General features: G+C 67.4%; 15 protein-coding genes and 1 pseudogene. 12 read left to right on the top strand and 4 right to left on the bottom strand.

Going from position 1 to position 19,128, the window contains the following annotated elements; genetic code table 11:
* Positions 1-100: 100 nt before the first annotated feature.
* Entirely contained in the window at positions 101-658 is a 558-nt protein-coding gene (locus AC3DET_RS18555; RefSeq protein ID WP_337732650.1) for a DUF2059 domain-containing protein, read from the bottom strand.
* A gap of 123 nt (positions 659-781) precedes the next feature.
* Here AC3DET_RS18555 and arfB point away from each other — a divergent pair, with 123 nt between their 5' ends.
* Both arfB and AC3DET_RS18545 read left to right on the top strand, forming a co-directional pair.
* The gene (gene arfB, locus AC3DET_RS18550; protein WP_488392572.1) at positions 782-1,216 is read left to right on the top strand and encodes an alternative ribosome rescue aminoacyl-tRNA hydrolase ArfB; all 435 of its coding nucleotides are present in this window, start codon (positions 782-784) and stop codon (positions 1,214-1,216) included.
* Between the two features lie 40 nt (positions 1,217-1,256).
* Positions 1,257-1,817: a lysophospholipid acyltransferase family protein gene (locus AC3DET_RS18545; RefSeq protein WP_192202985.1), complete on the top strand. Its 561-nt coding sequence runs from the start codon at positions 1,257-1,259 to the stop codon at positions 1,815-1,817.
* 345 nt (positions 1,818-2,162) lie between these two features.
* Here the strand turns inward: AC3DET_RS18545 and AC3DET_RS18540 are convergent, their stop codons facing one another.
* The 3 genes from AC3DET_RS18540 to AC3DET_RS18530 form a co-directional block, all read right to left on the bottom strand.
* Complete coding sequence (locus AC3DET_RS18540; protein WP_488392617.1) at positions 2,163-5,219, bottom strand: TonB-dependent receptor domain-containing protein; 3,057 nt, start codon at positions 5,217-5,219, stop codon at positions 2,163-2,165.
* Positions 5,220-5,351: 132 nt separating this feature from the next.
* On the bottom strand, positions 5,352-6,413 hold the full coding sequence (locus AC3DET_RS18535) for a FecR family protein (RefSeq protein ID WP_488392571.1): 1,062 nt from the start codon (positions 6,411-6,413) through the stop codon (positions 5,352-5,354).
* Positions 6,391-6,987: an RNA polymerase sigma factor gene (locus AC3DET_RS18530; protein WP_192202879.1), complete on the bottom strand. Its 597-nt coding sequence runs from the start codon at positions 6,985-6,987 to the stop codon at positions 6,391-6,393. Before AC3DET_RS18530 ends, AC3DET_RS18535 begins: the two co-directional genes overlap by 23 nt.
* On the opposite strand from AC3DET_RS18530, the pseudogene AC3DET_RS18525 reads away from it, so the two are divergent.
* From AC3DET_RS18525 to AC3DET_RS18480, 10 genes and pseudogenes are all read left to right on the top strand, one after another.
* A pseudogene (locus tag AC3DET_RS18525) lies at positions 6,906-7,877 on the top strand (cyanophycinase); the annotation flags it as partial. The gene AC3DET_RS18530 and the pseudogene AC3DET_RS18525 overlap by 82 nt on opposite strands.
* A gap of 201 nt (positions 7,878-8,078) precedes the next feature.
* Complete coding sequence (locus AC3DET_RS18520; protein WP_337732769.1) at positions 8,079-9,059, top strand: isoaspartyl peptidase/L-asparaginase family protein; 981 nt, start codon at positions 8,079-8,081, stop codon at positions 9,057-9,059.
* A 46-nt stretch (positions 9,060-9,105) separates the two neighbouring features.
* Positions 9,106-9,846 carry a TonB family protein gene (locus AC3DET_RS18515; RefSeq protein ID WP_488392570.1) on the top strand — a complete coding sequence of 247 codons (741 nt, stop codon included), beginning with the start codon at positions 9,106-9,108 and terminating at the stop codon, positions 9,844-9,846.
* Positions 9,847-10,111: 265 nt separating this feature from the next.
* Positions 10,112-11,845, top strand: a complete 1,734-nt coding sequence (locus AC3DET_RS18510; protein ID WP_488392569.1) for a prealbumin-like fold domain-containing protein — start codon at positions 10,112-10,114, stop codon at positions 11,843-11,845.
* A gap of 74 nt (positions 11,846-11,919) precedes the next feature.
* Positions 11,920-14,019 (top strand): gluconolaconase, encoded by a 2,100-nt coding sequence (locus tag AC3DET_RS18505; protein WP_488392568.1) that lies wholly within the window; start codon positions 11,920-11,922, stop codon positions 14,017-14,019.
* A 116-nt stretch (positions 14,020-14,135) separates the two neighbouring features.
* Positions 14,136-14,561: a YciI family protein gene (locus tag AC3DET_RS18500; RefSeq protein ID WP_446539332.1), complete on the top strand. Its 426-nt coding sequence runs from the start codon at positions 14,136-14,138 to the stop codon at positions 14,559-14,561.
* Positions 14,562-14,571: 10 nt separating this feature from the next.
* Positions 14,572-14,979, top strand: a complete 408-nt coding sequence (locus AC3DET_RS18495) for a VOC family protein (RefSeq protein WP_337732642.1) — start codon at positions 14,572-14,574, stop codon at positions 14,977-14,979.
* Positions 14,980-15,188: 209 nt separating this feature from the next.
* Positions 15,189-15,719 (top strand): hypothetical protein, encoded by a 531-nt coding sequence (locus AC3DET_RS18490; protein WP_337732641.1) that lies wholly within the window; start codon positions 15,189-15,191, stop codon positions 15,717-15,719.
* Positions 15,720-15,785: 66 nt separating this feature from the next.
* Positions 15,786-17,090, top strand: coding sequence for a T6SS phospholipase effector Tle1-like catalytic domain-containing protein (locus tag AC3DET_RS18485; RefSeq protein ID WP_337732640.1), 1,305 nt, complete (start codon positions 15,786-15,788; stop codon positions 17,088-17,090).
* A gap of 97 nt (positions 17,091-17,187) precedes the next feature.
* The gene (locus AC3DET_RS18480; RefSeq protein ID WP_488392567.1) at positions 17,188-19,125 is read left to right on the top strand and encodes an alpha/beta hydrolase family protein; all 1,938 of its coding nucleotides are present in this window, start codon (positions 17,188-17,190) and stop codon (positions 19,123-19,125) included.
* Positions 19,126-19,128 lie beyond the last annotated feature (3 nt).

Here is a 19,128-nt window from a genome sequence, read left to right as displayed (position 1 = left end):
TGCGCTGGGATGTGGGAGCGACGTCAGTCGCGATGATTTACTCGTAACGCTTCATCGCGACTGACGTCGCTCCCACACCGCACAAGCCTGTTTCCAGGCGTCAGCGCGTACGGCGGCGCTTCTGCGGTGGTGAGACCGGAGGCGGCGGCGTGACCGGGATGTTCTTGATCTCGCCCTGCAACTCTTCCAGCATCGGCACCATCTTCTGCTGCACGGCGGTCATGATGTTCTGCATCAGCGCGGGGCTCTTCTCGAGCATGCGCTGGCCGGCGGCGCTTTCGTAGAACTTGGTGATCGCGCGCACGTCCTCGCGCGTGTAGGTCTTCTTGTAGACGTCCAGATATACAGGGCGCATCTCTTCCCACGACAGCGCCTTGCGCACGATCTCCCGGGTCTTGGCCTGGATCCGGGCGACCTCGGCCTTCTGCTCCTCGGTCATCTCCTTGCCGGCGAAGTGCTTGTCGAACTCCTGCTGCTGCACCGCTTCCATCTGCGGAATCATCCCGGCCAGCAGACTCTCGGCACGGGACGCCTTCAGCAGGCGGTCGATGTCGGTATCGGAAGGCTCGGCGGCGAAGGCTGGACCGGCCAGGGCCAGTGCGAGGACCAGCAGCGCGCGAAGGAACGGGTGCGCCGCGTTCAGCGAGGGTCGAATCATGCGGTAGGGACGGCGTGGAGCGGGGCCACAGGGTGCCTGCCCGGGAGTAAATCTGGTGTTAATCGTCGGCAAATCCACCCCTTCGCGCTGCGAACGGACACGCATCCTGACTACAATCCCCACATGGGGAGCAATGCACTCGAGATCACGCCCACACTGGCGATTCCGGACGACGAACTGGTCGAGCGCTTCGTGCGCGCCAGTGGCGCCGGCGGCCAGAACGTCAACAAGGTATCCACTGCCGTGGAACTGCGTTTCGACGTGGCCGGCTCGCCGTCGCTGCCCGACGCGTTGCGCGAGCGCCTGCTGGCCAAGCGCGACCGTCGCCTGACCGACGAGGGCGTGCTGGTGATCGATGCGCAGCGTTTCCGCACGCAGGACCGCAACCGCCAGGACGCACGCGAACGGCTGGTCGCCATCATTGCCGCCGCGCTGGTGGTGCCGAAGAAACGCGTGGCCACCCGGCCCTCGCGCGCCGCCAAGGCGCGTCGGCTGGATGCCAAGCGCGAGCGCAGCCAGATCAAGCGCGGCCGCTCGCAGAAGAACCAATGGGAGTAATTGTTTGAGCGACGACATCATTCCGCGCATCCCGCCCAACATGCCGCAGGTGCCGCCGAACCGGTTCACCCGCTGGCTGGGTCGCACGTTCCTGCGCACGTTCGGCTGGAAGATGACCGGCACGCTGCCGGACATCCCGAAGCTGGTGATGATCGTGGCGCCGCATTCGTCCAACTGGGACGGCATCTGGGGCATGGCCGCGAAGATCGCGATGGGCTTCCAGGTGCGCGTGCTGGGCAAGGCGCAGCTGTTCTGGTGGCCGCTGTCGCCGCTGCTCCGGAAGCTGGGCGTGGTGCCGGTGGACCGCAGCTCGCCGCAGGGCACGGTGGAGCAGGCCGTGCGCATGCTGCGGCAGTCCGAGAAGATGTGGTTCGCACTGACGCCGGAAGGGACGCGCAAGCGCGTGGACAAGTGGAAGGGGGGCTTCCTGAAGATCGCCCACCAGGCGCAGGTGCCGATCCTGATGGCGTACTTCCACTATCCGGAAAAGACCATCGGCATCGGCGACGTGTACTACCCCACCGGCAACATGGACATCGACATGGCCGCGATCCGCGACTGGTACCGGCCGTGGCAGGGGAAGAATCGCGGGACGGTGTGAGGCTGCAGGCCGGGCAAGCGGCCATCCGATCCACACGCGTTGATGCCAATGGATCCCCGCGTTCGACGGGATAACGAAGTGACCACACCCCGTCGTCCCAGCGAAGGCTGGGACCCATCTTGATCCTGCTCTTGCACGGGTTGGGCCCGGGTAGCGCGTGCAAGGGCAGTGAAGCCGCTGCGGGAACACCTCGAGTTGACCAGGTGGCAACGGCGCAATGGATCCCAGCGTTCGCTGGGATGACGGAACCCGTCACCACGGGCGCGCCGGGTCGCGATGGCGTTCCATCAGATAAACAAAGGCCCGCCTTTCGGCGGGCCTCGTTCCTGTCCGTGGCGCAATGCCTTACAGCGGCTCGCCGCCCAGCTTCCAGGTGATCTGCAGGTAGTAGCTGCGGCCCATGGAATCGAACCAGGACGTGTCGTAGTACGGATAGTTGGACCACGTCGCGTCGCGCGGCGGCATCTTGTCCAGCAGGTTGTTGACGGTCAGCGATACCCGCAGATGGTCGGTGACGTCGTAGCGGCCGCCGGCATTGAAGCGCCAGGTTGCGCCGGTCCACGCGTCGTTGCCGTAGTTGGCCACCTTGCCAAGGTAATTGCCGAACAGGCTGGCACCCCACGCATTGCGGTCCCAGCTCATGCCCAGGTTGCCCTTGTGGCGCGGCAGGGTGGTGGCGCTGAAGCTGACGTCGAGCATGTCCTCTTCCGGGTCGCCTGGGTACTGCTGGCGCGTGTGCTCGTCGGCCCAGGTGTAGCTGCCGGTGAAGCGGAAGTCGCCGGCACTGGCCGTCTGCAGCCGGTAGTTGGCGGTCAGGTCGATGCCCGAGGTTTCCTCGTTGGCGATGTTGATCGGACTGAAATGCACGCTGGTGATGTAGCCGTCGGCATCGCGGATCACGCGGGCCAGTGCGTCCACGCAGGTCGGCGAGTTGATATCGACGCTTTGCCCGCTGTCGGTGACACCGAGGCGGCAGTCGGCCTCGGTGCTGCGCAGCAGCTCGCGGTCCTGCGTCTGGACTTGGTTCATCACGCGGATGCGGTAGTAGTCCACCGCCAGGTCGAAGTTGGCGCTCGGCGACCAGACGAAACCGACCGAGGCCGAGCGGCTGGTTTCGACATCCAGGTCCATATTGCCGGTGTAGACGTCGAACGTGGAGCCATCCCAACTGCCGTCGTCGTAGCACTCGTCGTTGCTGTAGCCGGGTTCGTCGGATCGGCACATGTAATAGTCGGTCGCGTAGCGGGTGCGGTAGTAGTCGTCGCCGGCGAACAGGTAGTGCATGTCGGGCGCACGGAAGCCGGTGCCATAGGAGCCGCGCACCAGCAGGGTGTCGACCGGGCGCCATTCCAGGCCCGCGCTGTAGGTGAACTTGCCAGGGTTCTTGTTGCCGTAGCTGTAGCGGTCGTATCGTCCCGCCAGGCTGGCTTCCAGCGTGGACGCCACCGGCAGGCGCAGCTCGGCCGCAGCGCTCCAGCGGTTGCGGTCGCCGTTGCCGTCGCCGTAGCGCGGGCCGTAGTAGGCGTCTTCGGTCAACGCCAGCGGATCGGGGTTGATGCGGTAGGACTGGCGGCCGTACTCGATCGCCGCCGCGAAACCAGCATCGCCGGCCGGCATCGAGAACAGGCTGGAGTTGTCCGTGGTAAAGCTGACGTTGTCGTTCTTCGCCACGGGATGCCAGGTGGACATGGCGCCGATCGAATCGAACTCGGCCGTCGTCAGCGGCCGGAACAGGCGCGAAGGATCGGCGTTGTAGATGGCGTAGCCGTCGTCGTCGTAGCCCAGCAGCGGGCCGAGGAAAAGTTCGTTGGCCGCCGCCGCGCGGATGCGTGGCATCTCCACGTCGGCCTTGTACTCAGAGTGGTTGTAGGCCGCTTCCCAGTTCCATGCCTCACCGAAGCCGCCGGTGAAACCCGTGGTCACCGCCAGCGTCTTCTGCGTGGTGGTGTTCATGCGGTTGCGCAGGCCGCCGATCTCTTCCGGCGTGAACTGCCGGGACCAGATCTCGTACCGCTCCGTGGCGGCGTTGTAGAAGACCTTGTTGCGGTAGTTGTTGGTCGAAGCGGGATCGTGGAATTCCCAGCCCATGTGGTCGCTGGCCGCGAGGTTGCCGTTGGTGCCGGTCAGCAGCTTGACGGTCTGGTGGCCGGCCTGCACGTCGGCGAACCAGGACAGGTTGTCGTTGATCCGGTACTCGAACGCGCCGTAGGCGGTGATGCCGCGGCGCTCGTTCTGGATGGTGCGGTAGGCGATGGCGCGATCGCTGCCGCAGTACGTGCCGTAGTCGGGGTCCTCCGCCAGCACGGTGGTGCCTTCGTTCAGGCCGGCCATGCCGGCGCAGCCGTCGGAGGGCGCGACATTGAGGTCGTTGTCCCAGTCGTAGAGCTGGGCGGTCATGCGGGGGAGACGACGTTCCTCCGTCGGCGCATCGAAAGTGGAGTCCTGGTTGCGGCGCTCGAAGCCCCACAACGGTCGCTTGTCGAGCAGTTCCACGCCGACGATGCCGCTGAAATCGCCACGCTCGAAGCCGGTGGTCAGCGTCAGTTTGTGCGATTCGCCGCCGCCGCGCTCGGTATCGCCATAGCGGTAGTCGATGATGGTGCCGTCGGTGGACTTCTTGAGGATGAAGTTGATCACGCCCGCCATCGCGTCCGAGCCGTAGACGGCGGACGCGCTGCCGGTCAGCACTTCCATGCGCTCGATCATGCCCAGCGGGATGTTGCCGATGTCGGTGAAGTTGCTGCGCCCGTTCAGCGGCAGCGGGAAGTCGGCGACGCGCCGGCCGTTGATCAGCACCAGCGTGTGGTTGGGGCCGAGGCCGCGCAGATCCACCGCTTGGGCACCCGGCGTGGACTGGGCATTGGTGGTGTTCTGCTGGCCGTAGACGCTGCCGCTGTTCTGGCTCAGCGAGCGCAGGACATCGGCGACCGAGGTCAGGCCCGCAGCTTGGATCTGTTCGGCGGTCACCACGGTGATCGGTGCAGGGCCTTCGATCTCCGCCCGCTTTATGCGCGAGCCGGTGACCTGCAGGGTTTCCAGCTGGGTCACGGGCTCTTCGACCTGCGCGGCGCCTCCACCGGGAGGTGTTTCCTGCGGTGCGGGACGCGGGGGCGGTGCGCGGCGCGGAGTGGCGTCGGCCTGCACGATCAACACGGCGCCGGAAGCGTCGCGCTTGGCCTGGAAGCCACTGCCCTGCAGCAGGCGATCCAGCGCCTGGTCGGTCGACGTGGCGCCCTGCACCCCGGTGGTGCGCCGGCCCTTCAGCTGATCGGCGCGATAGACCAGCTGCGTGCCGGACTGCTTGGCCAGCGTGTTGAGCGCTGCCGTCAGTTCGCCCGCAGGCAGGTCGATGCGGCCCGGGGCCGCCTGGGCCTGCGCGGCGAGTGCCGCGCTACAGGCCATGCTCAACAGCAGGACTCGCACTGGGTACTGCATCGACGACTCTCCCCGTGGTGCTCGGAATGGCACCTCTCGCTATCAGGACGAACGAGCCGCGCAAATCCCCCCATGACCTTCGTCGTGGCGTGCGCGGCCCTAGCGTGTGTGCAGCACGATGCGGTCCGGATGCCGTTCGGCGCGCACCGGGAATCCCTGTTCCAGGAGATGCGCGAAGCCGTCGGCGTTGGACCAGCGGAAGTTGCCGCCCACGCGCAGCTCGGCGACGGTGGCGTCGGCCAGTTCCAGCTTGCGGGTGTTGAAGCGGTTGAACTCGGCGGCAGCCTCCGCCAGCGAAGTGTCGTCGAAGGTCAGGAAGCCCTCGCGCCATTCCAGGTAGCGCTCCGCATCGGCCACCGGCAGCGAGCGCACCAGCACGCCGTTGCGGCCGGCGGTCGCCACGCTGCCGGCCGGCAGCAGGGCCACCGGCTGCGCGCGGCCATCGCGGCCGGCCCGGCTTTCCAGCCGCACCTTGCCTTCCGTCACCACCACGCGCACGGCCTCGGTATCGCGTCGCACGGAGAAGCGCGTGCCCACCGCCGCCACGCGGCGGCCCTCCGTTTCCACCACGAACGGGCGCCGTGTATCACGGGCCACGTCGAAGAAGGCTTCGCCCTGCACCAGGGAGACGTGCCGTTCGCTGCGGCTGATACGCAGTTCCAGCCGGCTGTCGCTGCTCAGGGTGGCGGTGGAGCCGTCGGGCAGCGTCACGGTCTGTATCTGGCCGACGGTACTGGCGTAGGTGCCCTGCTCGCGACCGGTCATCTGCCAGCCACCCCAGGCGGCGGAGCCCAGCGCCAGGACGGCCAGCGTCGCCGCCATGCCGTGCCGCCATCCGCCGCGCCGCGCCCGGTCGTCCCGGTGGCGTGGCGCGAAGGCGACGTCCCGCAGGTCGGGAACCCGGTCGGGTGATCCTTCCTGCACGCGCGCACCGGACCCGATGCGCGGCGGTGGCGAGCCTGCGGGAAGACCCGCCGCCAGCGCCTGCAGGCGACCGGCTTCGCGCCACGCCGATTCCAGTCTCAGCCATGCCACTTTGTGCTGCGCCGATGCGGCCAGCCATGCGTCCAGCGCACGCTGGTCCTGCGCGCTCCAGTCATCGCCATCGCGACGGACCAGCCAGTCGGCTGCGGCCTCTTCAATCCGACTGCTGTCGGTCATGTCCGTCGTCCTCGTCCATGACGGGCCGGGCAGCCGTCCGCGCGACCGGCCCACGCACGGCATCGCCGCCGTACAGGTGGTCGGCGAGCAGGCGCATCCCTTTGGCCAGATGTTTTTCCACGGTCTTCTCGCTGATGCCCAATTGCCGGGCGACGTCCTTCTGCGGCAACTCCTCCACGCGCCGCAGCCACACCACCTCGCGGCAACGGTCGGGAAGCCGGTCCAGGGCCTCGACCATGCGCTTGAGCGCCTGTCGGGTCCCGGTCCACCGCTCGGGCGACACCTCGTCGATCAGGTAGACGTTCGAGGACTCGAAATCACCCACCGACTCGATCGACACCACCCGGCTGCGGCGCAGGCGGTCGGTCATCAGGTGGCGGGCGGTGGCGAACAGGAAGGCCTTCGGCGCGTCCGGCCGTGCGCGGGCCGCCGCTTCGTAGACGCGCGCGTAGGCCTCCTGCCGCAGGTCATGCCACTCGTCGCGATGTGGCCATGCGCGTTGCAGGAACAGCACCAGTGCCCGTTCGTGGACGAGCACCTCGCGAACGAACCAGTCGTCTAATTCGGTGGGCATGGCCGCACTCTAGCCGATCACGCACGCCGTACGCGCGGTCCATCCGGATGGGGGGAAGTGCGCGCCGGTTCGTCTCTCCTTGGCATCGGTGCGTGGCATCCTGCCGCCACCTTCGACGTGGGAGTAGCGGCATGGTGTCTGTCCTTGGTGCAGTGCGGCGTGGCGTGGTGTGCATGCTCGCGCTGGCATTGTCGTTGCCTGCGCTGGCGGGCAAGCCGGCGCATTACGTACTGGGCGACACCGGTGCGAAGACCCCGGGGAAGGTGCAGCCGGGCCTGTTGCTGATGGGCGGTGGCGACCGCAACTTCGATGCGATGCGCTGGTTCATGCAGAAGGCGGGCAACGGGCACATCGTGGTGCTGCGTGCATCGCAGGCCGGCGAGATCGGCGAGGAATTCTTCAACGAAGTGGGCGGCATCGCGTCGGTGGAAACGTTCGTCTTCAGCGATCGGGACGCGGCGACGGATCCCGCCATGCTGCGCAGCCTGAAGCGCGCCGACGGCATCTTCCTGGCGGGCGGCGACCAGTCGCGCTACGTGCGCTACTGGCGTGGCACCCCGGTGGGCGATGCGCTGGACGCGCACGTGCGCGCCGGCAAGCCGCTGGGCGGCACCAGCGCCGGACTCGCCATGCAGGGCGAATACCTCTATGGCGCGATGGACGGCGGCAGCCAGATCAGCCCGCGCGCGCTGGCCGACCCGCTCGGCCCGGACAACACTATCGAAACGGATTTCCTGCATCTGGCGTTGCTGAAGGGCGTCATCACCGACACGCACTTCAGTGAACGCAACCGCCTCGGCCGTCTGGTCGCGTTCGTCGCCAAGGCCGAAGCGATGGCGCAGCGTCCGCTCATCGGCCTGGGCGTGGATGAGGACGCTGCGGTCGCCGTGGAAGGCGATGGCCGTGCGCGCGTATACGCCACCGCGCCCGGTGCGGGTGCCACGGTGGTGAAGGGCGGCTTCGCGCAGAAGCAGGTCGAAGACGAGGCGATGAACCTCGATCGGGTCGACACCGTCGTCGCCGGTGTCGACTCCGTGCTGCACCTGCCGAGTGGGCGCGTCGAGAAGCCCGCCGCCGAACGCCAGTACGCCGTGCGCAACGGCGTGCTGGTGGCGCTGGAGTCGCCGGTACTGGTGATCCATGGCGGTGCCGGCGTCGAACGCGCGGGGATGACGCCGGCCGACGAGGATGCCGCACGCAAGGCACTGGAAGCGGCGCTGCGCGCGGGCCATGCACAACTCACCGCAGGCAAGCCGGCGCTGGACGCGGTGACCGCCGCGATCACCGTGCTGGAGGATGCACCGCAGTTCAACGCGGGCCGTGGTGCGGTATTCACCCACGATGGCAAGAACGAACTGGATTCCTCGATCATGGACGGTGCCACCGGCAAGGCGGGCGCGGTGGCCGGGGTGCACCGGGTCAAGAATCCGATCACGCTGGCACGCGCAGTGATGGACAAGTCGCGCCACGTGATGATGGTCGGCGGCGGCGCGGAAGCCTTCGCGAAGGAGCAGGGCATCCCGCTCGTCGACCCGTCGTACTTCCGCACCGAGAAGCGCTGGCAGCAGTTGCAGAAGGCGCTCAAGGAAGAAGCGCAGGCGCAGGCGGCCAACGCGCCGCTGGACCTGCCGGGCAAGGCTTACTTCGGCACGGTCGGCGCACTGGCGCTCGATGCGAAGGGGCAGCTGGCCGCAGGCACCTCGACCGGCGGCATGACCAACAAGCGCTACGGCCGCGTGGGCGATTCGCCCATCATCGGTGCGGGCACCTGGGCCGACGACCGTTGCGCGGTCTCCGGCACCGGCTGGGGCGAGTACTACATCCGCGCCGCCGCCGCCCACGAGATCTGCGCGCGCGTGCGCCTGGCCGGACAGGGCATCGCACGCGCGGCGGACGGCGTGATCAACCGCGACATCCCGAAGGCCGGCGGCGACGGCGGCGCCATCGCCCTCGGCGCGGACGGCAGCATGGCCTTCCCCTTCAATACCGAAGGCATGTACCGCGGCTGGATCGGTGCCGACGGCGTGCCGCATGTGGCGATCTACAAGGAAGACCCGCTGCCTGCGCGCTGAGGGCGGATGGCGGTATGCTCGGAGTGGTCGATCAGGGAGGGGAGCCATGCGCATGATGTTGGGAGCGGGACTTCTGGCCGTCGCCATGGGGGCCACGGCGGCGAGTAAAGAGGCAGAGCCTGTTCGGTTCCATGCCAATGCGCGCGTCGAGCTGGACGCACATGGCGTACCGCGGCAGGTGCAGGTGAACGAGAAGCTGCCGCCCGCCATACGCAGCGTGGTCGAGCAGCAGGTCATGCAGTGGCGGTTCGAGCCGGCGCAGGTCAACGGTGTGGCGATGGCGGGCGTCACGCATGTGTTCCTGGATGCTTGCCTGGCCCCGCTTCCGGGCGACGGCATGAGCGTGGCGATGAACTACCGGCACCATGGCCCCGGTTATGCCAGTGGCGCACCGTTGCTGTCGCCTCCCCGTTTTCCGCCCAGCGCCGCTCGCTACAACCAGGAGGGCAGCTTCAGGGTGGTGGCGCAGATCGGAGAGGATGGCCGGGCGAAGATCGCATCGGTGGAAACGGTGTCGGGTTCACTCAAGCCGTTCGAGCAGGCGTTGCGTGACTGGGTGACGTCGATGCGCTACTTGCCAGAGGAAGTGGACGGCAAGCCGATCGCCACTCGAGTGGTATATCCCGTCGCGTTCTCGCTCCCCAATGTATCCATCAAGCAGCTCAGAGAAGAGCAGCGCGACGCCGCCAGGCAATCCGCCGAGTGCCAGGCGGCCGTGGGTGAAAGCAAAGATCCTCAACGCCCCGTTGTGCTGGATTCGCCGTTCAAGTTGAAGGAAGCCGGCTGACGCCTCCACGCGGGATCTCGCCGCGCGGCGGTCGCGGCCGCGACCGCGACCGCCCTCTGCTCGTCGTTGGAGCGAAGGCCGCAATGTGACTCATGTCGCAAATGTGAATTCTGTAAGTTAAGATACAGATCACATTTGCGGTCGACCCCTCCTTGCCTGGACGGCGTCCTGGGTCGGCTTGCCACAGGGGGCAAGTAACAGGGTCCGTGTCGGATGGACCTGCGGAGCGCCTCTTTCACAGAAGCGTCAGGGGATCCTTTCGTCGATGTCGTACCACGCTATTGATGGCCTGTGCCCGATCGGCGCATTTTCTGCACGTCCGTCGTCTTCCACTGTCGCCCTGGTCACCCCGAAAGCCCGCCGCTGGCGGCGTCGCGCCGGGCAGGCTGGCCTGTTGCTCGCCGGCCTTGTGATGGCCGGTTCGGCGCTGGCGCTGATCACCGGCACCTGGACAACCAACGGGTCCGCCTCGGCCACCACCACGGTCAACGGCATCACCGTGGCGTGGACTGGCGCGGCCGACAGCGCGTACTCCAACGGCAGCTTCAACGCGACCAACGACAGTCGCTGGACCAACCCCTACGGTGGCACGGTCACCAACGGTGCCTCGCTGACGTTGCTGCACGAAGTCGGCAGCCGGAACTATACGGTCACCTTCAGCAAGCCGGTGGACAACCCGGTGCTGCACATCGATCGTCTGGGCGGCGCCATCGGCTCGGATCCCAACAGCTCGCGCTGGACCTTGAGCAACTCGGTGTCCCAGGGCGGGACCGTCTCGCTGACGCGGCTCAGCGGCAATCCGCAGTTCCTGGTGAACGGCAACACCATCGTGCGCGACACCAGTAACGGCTTCTCGGGCGAAGCCGATGCGGAATGCCGGACGGGCAACACGGCATCGGTCGCTCGTGGCACGGCCTGCGGCTCGGTCCGCTTCAACGGCACCGGCATCACCAGCCTGACCTTCAACGCGGGGTTGCAGGGGCCCACCGGAGGCGATCAGCTGGAACTGCGCTGGAGCTTCGAAGGTTCCAGCGTGATCGTGCGCAAGCAGTCCGCGGGCGGCACCGGCACCTTCGGCATCACCGCCAGCAACGCGGTGTCGCAAGCCTTCAACCTGACCACGACGGTGCAGAATTCGCCGGTGGCATCGGTGGCCTATCCCGTCACCAATCACGCGGCTGCGATCACGCTGACCGAATCCAGCGTTCCCGCCGGCTACGTACTCACCACCGGTGCGTGTACGGACCAGAGCGGCGCCGCTGTGGCCTCCACCGTCGATACGACCACCCGGCAGCTCACTGTTCCCGTCGCGAACTACCGCGCCAACCAGACCATCACCTGCACGCTGACCAACAGTGCCACGGCCACGCTGGCCGTGGCCAAGAAGTGGGTCAACGCGGCGATCAACGATACGGCCGTGCTGTCGGCGACCGGCGGTGCCAACAACGCCACGCTCTCATCCACCGCCGACAATGCATCGGAGACCGACACCGGAACCGCCGTGCAGGTGGTGCCGGGCAATGTCATCACCCTGGCGGAGACGCTGGGTGCGGGCAACGCACGCACCTACACTGCCAGCACCTGGAGTTGCAGCGGTGGCAACCTCAGCGGCAACACGCTGACGCTGACCAGCGCGCATGCGGGCCAGGCCATCGTCTGCACGGTCACCAACACCGGGCGCGTGGCCGATCTGTCGGTGGTGAAATCGACCGCGGCCGGCCCTTCCCTCAGTGGCGAGGTGCGCAACTTCACGCTGACGGTATCGAACGCAGGCCCCAACGCCGCGGACGGTGCGCTGGTGAGCGATGCGTCCGGCGGCGGTCTCGGCTGCGCGGTGGCCGGTACTTCCATCACCTGCAGTGCCAGCGGTGGCGCTGCGTGTCCGGGCGCAGCAGCGCTACCCGGCCTGGTAAGCGGTGGCGTGGTCGTGCCCACCCTCCCTTCCGGAGGACGGGTCACGTTCGTCGTGCCTTGCCAGGTGACGGCGACGGGCCGGTAGGTCCGCGCGACGCGCTTCCCAAGCGGGCGTCGAATCCCCATCATGCGGCGTCGTTTCTCGGGCGTCCTGATGCAATGAGTCGTACTGCCTGGCTGTGGGTGGTGGTCGTGCTTACCACCGCCGCCCTCGCCGCCACCTTCCTGTTCACGCCGCGTTTCCCGGTTCCGGTGCCTGACGCCGGCCCGCCGGCCACCCCGTTCGGCTGGCCGGGACAGCTGTCGCTGACGGCGGGCGATGGCGTGCGCGGCCTGCGGGAAGGCGTGGGGTTGCAGGCCCGCTTCGATGACCCCTGGGGCATCGTGGTGATGGAGGACGGCACCCGTTATGTCGCCGATGCGGGCGACAACAACCGCATCCGCCGCATTGCGGCCGACGGCACGGTCACCACGCTGGCAGGCGGGCGCGAGGGGTTCGCCGACGGCACCGGTCCGGCCGCCGCCTTCCACACACCGTCGGCGTTGGCGCGCGACGGTGACGGCAATCTCTATGTGGCGGATACCGGCAACCACGCCATCCGCAGGATCACGCCGCAGGGCGTGGTGACCACGGTCGCGGGCACGGGCGAGGCGGGATACCGCGATGGGCCTGCGAGGCAGGCGCAGTTCAATGGCCCCATCGGCGTGGCAGTGGACGGCAGCGGTCGCATCTATGTGGCCGACACCTACAACGACCGCATCCGGCTGATCTCGCGCGAAGGCGACGTCACCACGCTGGCGGGCGGAGAACATCCCGGATTCCTCGATGGTTCGGGAACGGAGGCGCGGTTCGACACGCCGACCGGCATCGCGGTCGATGCGACCGGCGTGGCCTGGGTCGCCGATCTCCGCAACAATGCCATCCGCCGGATCGCGCCGCAGGGTGGCGTCAGCACGTTGCCGATGCAGCAGGACCTGTCGGCGCTGGCCGGCCCGCGTCGGCCCTTGAGCCTGGCGTTGACGCGCGATGGCCAGTTGTACGTCGGCGAGATGTACAGCGGGCGCGTCATGCAGGTGATGCGCGACGGTCGCTGGCATGCGTTGGCGGGGCATGTGCCGGACCAGCGCCTGTCGCGCACCGCCGGCCTGGCTGTCGATGCTTCCGGCGATGTGCACTTCACCGATGCGGGAAGCCATCGCGTGCACCGCATCACGCCACTCGCACCGGGCGCCGTCCCGATGGCGGCGACGGTGGGGCCTTCGACGGACGATCCATTGCCGGATACCGCGGGCCGCTGGCCCTTGCAGCCGCAGGACGCCTGGCACGAGGTGGTGGGTACGCTGGGCGAAGTCCGGGGCGACTACGAAGGCGAGAGTCGCCACCATCTGCACGGCGGACTCGACATCCGCGGCGACGTGGGCGCCACCGTGCTGGCCATCGCCGACGGCAAGGTCAGCAGTCCGGCCGCGGCGTGGGGTTTCGATGGCCTGGGCGAAGGACTCGGCGTGGGCCCGCTGGACTACATCCACATGCGCGTCGGCCGCACACCGCGCGGCGACCTGCTGGATCCGGCCCGCTTCCAACTGCTGCGGGATCTCAGCGGCGATCCCAGTCGCATCCGGGTGCGCCGCGGCACGCGCTTCGAGGCGGGCGATGCGCTGGGAACGATCAACCGCATGGCGCACGTGCACCTGTCGATCGGGCCATCGGGCTACGAACGCAACGCCATCGCACTCGGTTTCACCGGTTTCACCGATGCCTATCCGCCGCGCATCGACGACGTCGCGTTGTTTGATACGCTCGACCAGCCCATCGACCAGCGCCAGGAAGATCACGTGCTGGTGCCGCGCGCATTGCAGGGCGTGCGTATCGTGGTGGACGCGTGGGACCAGGTGGACCGCAACCTCCCGCGGCGCCGCCTCGGCCTGTATGCGCTGGGCTACCAGGTGCTGCATGACGACGGCACGCCCGTCGCCGGCTTCGAGGCGCCGCGCATGACGCTGGACTTCCAGCGCCTGCCGTCCGATGACGCGGTGCAGGTCGCCTACGCACCAGGTAGCGGCATCACCGTGCATGGCAGCGCCGTGACACGGTTCAAGTACAGCGTGACCAACACCGTGCGCGATGGCGCCTGGGGCGAAGGCACGTGGCAGGCGGGCGAACTGCCGGCGGGCGACTACCTGCTGCGCATCACCGCGCGCGACTACAGCGGCAACGAGGCGCAGGGCCGCCGCGACCTGAAGCTGCGTCTCCAGTAGGACGCGCCCCGACCCGCCGCCGTCGGTCGCGCAGGATCGTGTCGATCCGCGCCACGCCCGTTCGTCGTCCCCCTGAAAGCGGCGGAAGGTCCCGACCGCGTGACAGGAGATCCTCAATGAAAGTCATGGTCATCGTGAAGGCCAGCCCCGCGTCCGAAGCCGGCGAAATGCCCGGCACCGAGCTGCTGGCCGAGATGGGCAGGTTCAACGAAGCGCTGGTGAAGGCCGGCATCATGCTGGCGGGTGAAGGGCTGCATCCGTCCTCGCGAGGCGCGCGGGTGCGCTTCGAGGGCAGGCAACGCAGCGTCATCGATGGGCCCTTCGGTGAAACGAAGGAGCTGGTCGCCGGCTTCTGGCTCTGGCAGGTGCGCAGCCTCGACGAGGCGATCGAGTGGATCAAGCGCGCACCGTTCGACGGCGGCACGGAGATCGAGGTGCGCCCGGTGTTCGAGGCCGATGATTTCGGCGACGCACTGACGCCGGAACTGCGCGAGCAGGAAGCGCGCCTGGCCGCGCAGATCCAGGCATCCACCCACCGTTGAGGCAACCGCCATGAGCACCCAGATCTTCGTCAATCTTCCCGTGCGCGACCTGGCCGCATCCAGGGCCTTCTTCAATGCGCTGGGTTATCCGACCAATCCGCAGTTCACCAACGAGGATGCTGCCTGCCTCGTCATCAGCGACACCATCCATGTGATGTTGCTAGTGGAGCCGTTCTTCCAGGGCTTCACGCGCAAGACGATCTGCGATGCGCGCACCCACACCGAAGTGATCCTGTGCCTGTCCGCCGACAGTCGTGCCGCCGTCGACGACATGGTGGGCAAGGCACTGGCCGCCGGCGGCAGCGAACCCATCGAGGCGAAGGACTACGGCTTCATGTACCAGCGCGGCTTCCAGGACATCGATGGCCACCTGTGGGAAGTCGTGCACATGGACGAAGGCAAGATGCCCGGAGATTGAAGTACATGAATGTAGCCGGTGACGTGTGCTGATTTGAATGCGAAAGCTTGCGCAGGCGACACATCTGAAGTACAGAAGAGCCGACGCATGACGCGAGAGGTGCACGAATGCAGGGCAGGAGGCCGACACTCCACGGACGTTCTTCGGGCCATGCGCGATCGCTGGCGCTGGTATCGGCGATGATCGTCTCAACCGCAGGATGCCAGGGCATGGCGATGACGCAGGAATCGGGTTTGGGGGAAACGAGGGCTGGCGACACGGCTGCGTCGGAGTGGCCCTTGAAGTTCTTCCAGCACAACTTCGGCGCGCACTGTTTCGACACCATCGGCTGCAAGATCGTATACAGCGGTTTCGTCCATGGCGTTGACCACGACGACGAGGTAAGCCCTCCCATTTCGTCCTATCGCGCAAGTCACGAGAAGCTTCTCAGTGCGGGGCACATCGCCAGGCGCAATTTTCCGGCGCCGGCGAAAGTGCAATGGCGCTCTAAGGATGGCGTGCCGCATGAAGCCGAAGTCGATATCGGTGAGATCTTCAAGGACCGCGTCGTGCTGCACAACGTGCCGCGCGACGAGATCTATGGAGATCTGGGCGATCCGGACATCATCCTTGAAGTGAACGATCGCACCATCAATGTCTACATGCGCGCCTTCGTGCCAACGAAGACATTGCAGGTGCCGGGCAACAAGTACAGCGGCTTCCGCGACGATCTGATCCTGGCCTGGACGAAAACCTACTGACACACCTCCAGGGAGTGGAGCATGGGCGGCGAACGGCATCCTGATGGTGTAAGCACGGTACCGGCGATGGCATCGGATCTGGCGACGTTCCCGGACGCCAGCAGGCAACTCGCGAGCTTCTCGGCGCCGTTGCTCCGCGACGGCGATGCGCCGGACCATCGGCTGTTCGTCGCTGCCTTCGACGGCACCGGCAACAGCATGTACAAGGATGCGCCGGAGAACCACACCAACGTGGCCCGCATCGCGAAACAGCTTGAGCAGGCAAAGGATCCGGCGATCGGCTTCGGATACGTCGAAGGCCCGGGTACGCAGGGCGGACTGGGCGGTGTCATCGACCAGGCAACCGGCGGCACTTACGAAGCCCGCATGGAGGAAATGTACTTCCAGTTCATCCAGCAGGCCTCGGCTTGGCTGCGGGACAATCCCGGTGCCGACATCCGCATCGCCGCCATCGGATTCAGCCGTGGTGCCGAGCAGGCGGCGGGCTTCACGCGCCTGGTGGAGGAGCGGGGCATCCAGGATCCGAGGGGCATGGACGTCGTGCGCGACCGTAACGGTCACATCGAAAGGCTCGAGCCCACGCGTCCCAATCTGCGCGAACCCGGCACCGTCATCCAGGCCGTCGGCCTGTTCGATCCGGTTGGCACGGGCGAGCCGCGCGACCACGACCGCCGCCTGCCGCCGTCCGTGGTGTCGGGCTTCCAGATCACGGCCGACGACGAGCGGCGCAATTTGTTCCAGTCCACGCGTGTGATGGATCCCGGGGTGACCGACGGTGGGCGCTTCCTCAACGTCACCGTGGCAGGTGCGCACAGCGACATCGGCGGCGGCTATTCCCAGGACGGCATCGGCATCCGCAGCGGCAACCTGATGATCGATTACCTCAACGCACTCAGCGACACGCCCTATCTGGAGAAGCGCGAAGAGCCGACCGATCCGGCGCGCAACGTCATCCATCGCTCCGAAGAGCACCAGTTCTTCTATCGCACCTCGATCTACGACAAGGCGGGCGCGCGCGGCATGCAGGAGGAACTCGCGCCTGGAGCCCTGTGCAGGATCGACTGCCTGGATGCGCAGCCACGCAACGAAGCGCTGGCGCGCGAACTGGCCTGGCGACCAGTCGAGATCGGCCCGGTGCCGCAGACCCGTTCGGACACCGCAGTGCCTGCCCGTGCAGGCGACATGGTCGGACCGTTGCTCGACGCGGCGAAGCGCGGGGATGGCGCGGCGATCGAACGCATCTCGCGCGACGGACTGCAAGGGGCGGCCGGGCAGGCCTGGCTGCAGGCCGGGCAGCAGCGGCTGGAGGCCGCCTCCCTCGTGCAGGCGCCCGCCATCGAGCGGGCGCAGGAGCCGGCGCTGGCGCGTTGAGGCCCGCTTCGCAATGCCGTGACCGCGTGCGCTTGTCCCTCACCGTGCCGCTGCGCTTTAATCCGCGCGGGGACACGTGATGCCACGGGAGGCGTCCATGGAGTGGGGAGTACGCAGTGCGGGCATCCTGCTGGGGTGTCTGCTGGCGCCCTTGGCGCATGCGCAGGTCGAGCTTGAGCCGTTCCTGAAAAAGGACGTACTGGAAACCCTGAAGATCTCGCCGACGGGCGAGTACTACGCGATGACGGTGCCGCTGGAGGACCAGACCATCCTGGCCGTCATCCGGCGCAGCGACAAGCAGGTCACCTCCAAGGTCAGTGCCGGCCGTGACAGTGTGATCAATGGCGTGTGGTGGGTCAGCGACGAGCGCGTCGTCGTCTCGGTGGCGAAGAAGTACGGCTCGCGCGACCAGCCGTATGCGACCGGCGAGCTGTACGCGACCAACGCCGATGGCAGCGCGCGGCGCCAGATCTTTGCCCGCTACGGGCTGGAGGGCACGGAGCTGCAGCCGCGGGCCGCCTATCTGATCGACACCTTGCCGGATCAGTCGCGCAAGGTGCTGGTGGGGATGTACGCGCTGGACACCTCGTCCCCGAGCACGCGGGTGGAAATGCTCGATGTCTTCAGTGGCGACCTCGACACGGTGGCGACCGCGCCCGTGCGGAACGCGCGCTTCGTCGTCGACCCTGCCCGCCGGGTGCGGTTCGCGATCGGGTCCGGCGACGACAACATCAGCAAGCTCTACCATCGGGCGGACGATGATTCGCCGTGGACGCTGGTGAACGATGAAGGCAAGAGCGGGCACGTGGAGTGGCCGCTCGGTCTCTCGACCGACGGGCGCACCGCTTACCTGCAGGTGCAACAGGCGCAGGGGCCCGATGCCATCGTGGCGCTGGACACCACCAACGGTGGACGCACCCAGGTGATGCGCGACGCGGTGGTCGATCCGCACGACATCATCTATGCGGACGATGGCCGCACGCCGGTCGGCAGTTTCTTCATGCACGAGAAGCTGCGCACCGCGTTCTTCGACGAGGCATCCACCACCGCGCGCCTGTACCGCAAGCTGGAGCGCTCGTTCCCCGGCGCGTCGATCGAGATCACGTCGGGCACGCGCGATGGCCGGCTGAAGATCGTCCATGCATGGAGCGATACCAGTCCGGGCGACTTCTTCCTTTTCGATACGACGAACAACTCGGCGAACCTGGTCTTCAGCCGGCGCAGTTGGCTGGACCCCGCGAACGTGGCGCCGAGTGAACTGGTGACACTCCGGGCGCGTGACGGACTCCCCCTGCATGGCTACCTCACCCGGCCGCGCGGGCAGCACGCCGCGCCGTTGCCGCTGGTGGTGATGCCGCATGGCGGTCCGTTCGGCGTCTTCGACGGCTGGGAGTTCAACGACGAGGCGGAGATGCTGGCGCGTGCGGGCTATGCGGTGCTGCGACTGAACTATCGCGGTTCCGGCAACTACGGCAGCGCGTTCCAGCAGGCCGGCGCGCGGCAGTGGGGGCGCGCCATGCAGGACGACGTCACCGATGCCACGCGGTGGGCGATCGAGCAGAAGATCGCCGACCCGCAGCGCATCTGCCTGTACGGCGCCAGCTATGGCGGTTACGCGGCCCTGATGGGTGTGGCGAAGGAACCGGACCTCTACCGCTGCGCCGCCGGCTACGTCGGCGTCTACGACCTGGAGCTGATGCACAAGCAGAAGTCGCGCAGCGCGCGCTGGATGGGCACCTACATGGACGACTGGGTGGGTGACGACCGTGCGCGTCTGGTGGACGTCTCACCCACCGCGCTGGCATCGCGCATCCGGGTGCCGGTCTTCCTGGCGGCGGGCGGCAAGGACGAAATCGCGCCGCAGGCCCACAGCGAGCGCATGGAGAAAGCGCTCAAGGCCGCAGGGGTGCCGGTGGAAACCCTGTACGTGCGTACCGAAGGCCACGGCTTCTACGCCGAAGCCAACCAGCGTACCTACTACACGAGGCTGCTGGACTTCCTTTCGCGCCACCTGGGCGGCGCGAAGGCGAAGTAGGCG

The organism is Pseudoxanthomonas sp. 97-1-1 (assembly GCF_057773125.1).
Note: the sequence above shows the minus strand (reverse complement) of the source record. Positions and strands in the feature narration are given on the sequence as shown.

Bases quoted from the DNA above. Each gene is read 5' to 3' on its own strand.
- AC3DET_RS18495 (WP_337732642.1), top strand. From the start codon at position 14,572: ATGAGCACCCAGATCTTCGTCAATCTTCCCGTGCGCGACCTGGCCGCA.
- AC3DET_RS18535 (WP_488392571.1), bottom strand. From the start codon at position 6,413: ATGACCGACAGCAGTCGGATTGAAGAGGCCGCAGCCGACTGGCTGGTC.
- AC3DET_RS18510 (WP_488392569.1), top strand. From the start codon at position 10,112: ATGTCGTACCACGCTATTGATGGCCTGTGCCCGATCGGCGCATTTTCT.
- AC3DET_RS18480 (WP_488392567.1), top strand. From the start codon at position 17,188: ATGGAGTGGGGAGTACGCAGTGCGGGCATCCTGCTGGGGTGTCTGCTG.
- AC3DET_RS18500 (WP_446539332.1), top strand. From the start codon at position 14,136: ATGAAAGTCATGGTCATCGTGAAGGCCAGCCCCGCGTCCGAAGCCGGC.
- AC3DET_RS18540 (WP_488392617.1), bottom strand. From the start codon at position 5,219: ATGGCCTGTAGCGCGGCACTCGCCGCGCAGGCCCAGGCGGCCCCGGGC.
- AC3DET_RS18515 (WP_488392570.1), top strand. From the start codon at position 9,106: ATGCGCATGATGTTGGGAGCGGGACTTCTGGCCGTCGCCATGGGGGCC.
- AC3DET_RS18505 (WP_488392568.1), top strand. From the start codon at position 11,920: ATGAGTCGTACTGCCTGGCTGTGGGTGGTGGTCGTGCTTACCACCGCC.
- arfB (WP_488392572.1), top strand. From the start codon at position 782: ATGGGGAGCAATGCACTCGAGATCACGCCCACACTGGCGATTCCGGAC.
- AC3DET_RS18490 (WP_337732641.1), top strand. From the start codon at position 15,189: ATGGCGATGACGCAGGAATCGGGTTTGGGGGAAACGAGGGCTGGCGAC.
- AC3DET_RS18545 (WP_192202985.1), top strand. From the start codon at position 1,257: ATGCCGCAGGTGCCGCCGAACCGGTTCACCCGCTGGCTGGGTCGCACG.
- AC3DET_RS18530 (WP_192202879.1), bottom strand. From the start codon at position 6,987: ATGCCCACCGAATTAGACGACTGGTTCGTTCGCGAGGTGCTCGTCCAC.
- AC3DET_RS18485 (WP_337732640.1), top strand. From the start codon at position 15,786: ATGGCATCGGATCTGGCGACGTTCCCGGACGCCAGCAGGCAACTCGCG.
- AC3DET_RS18555 (WP_337732650.1), bottom strand. From the start codon at position 658: ATGATTCGACCCTCGCTGAACGCGGCGCACCCGTTCCTTCGCGCGCTG.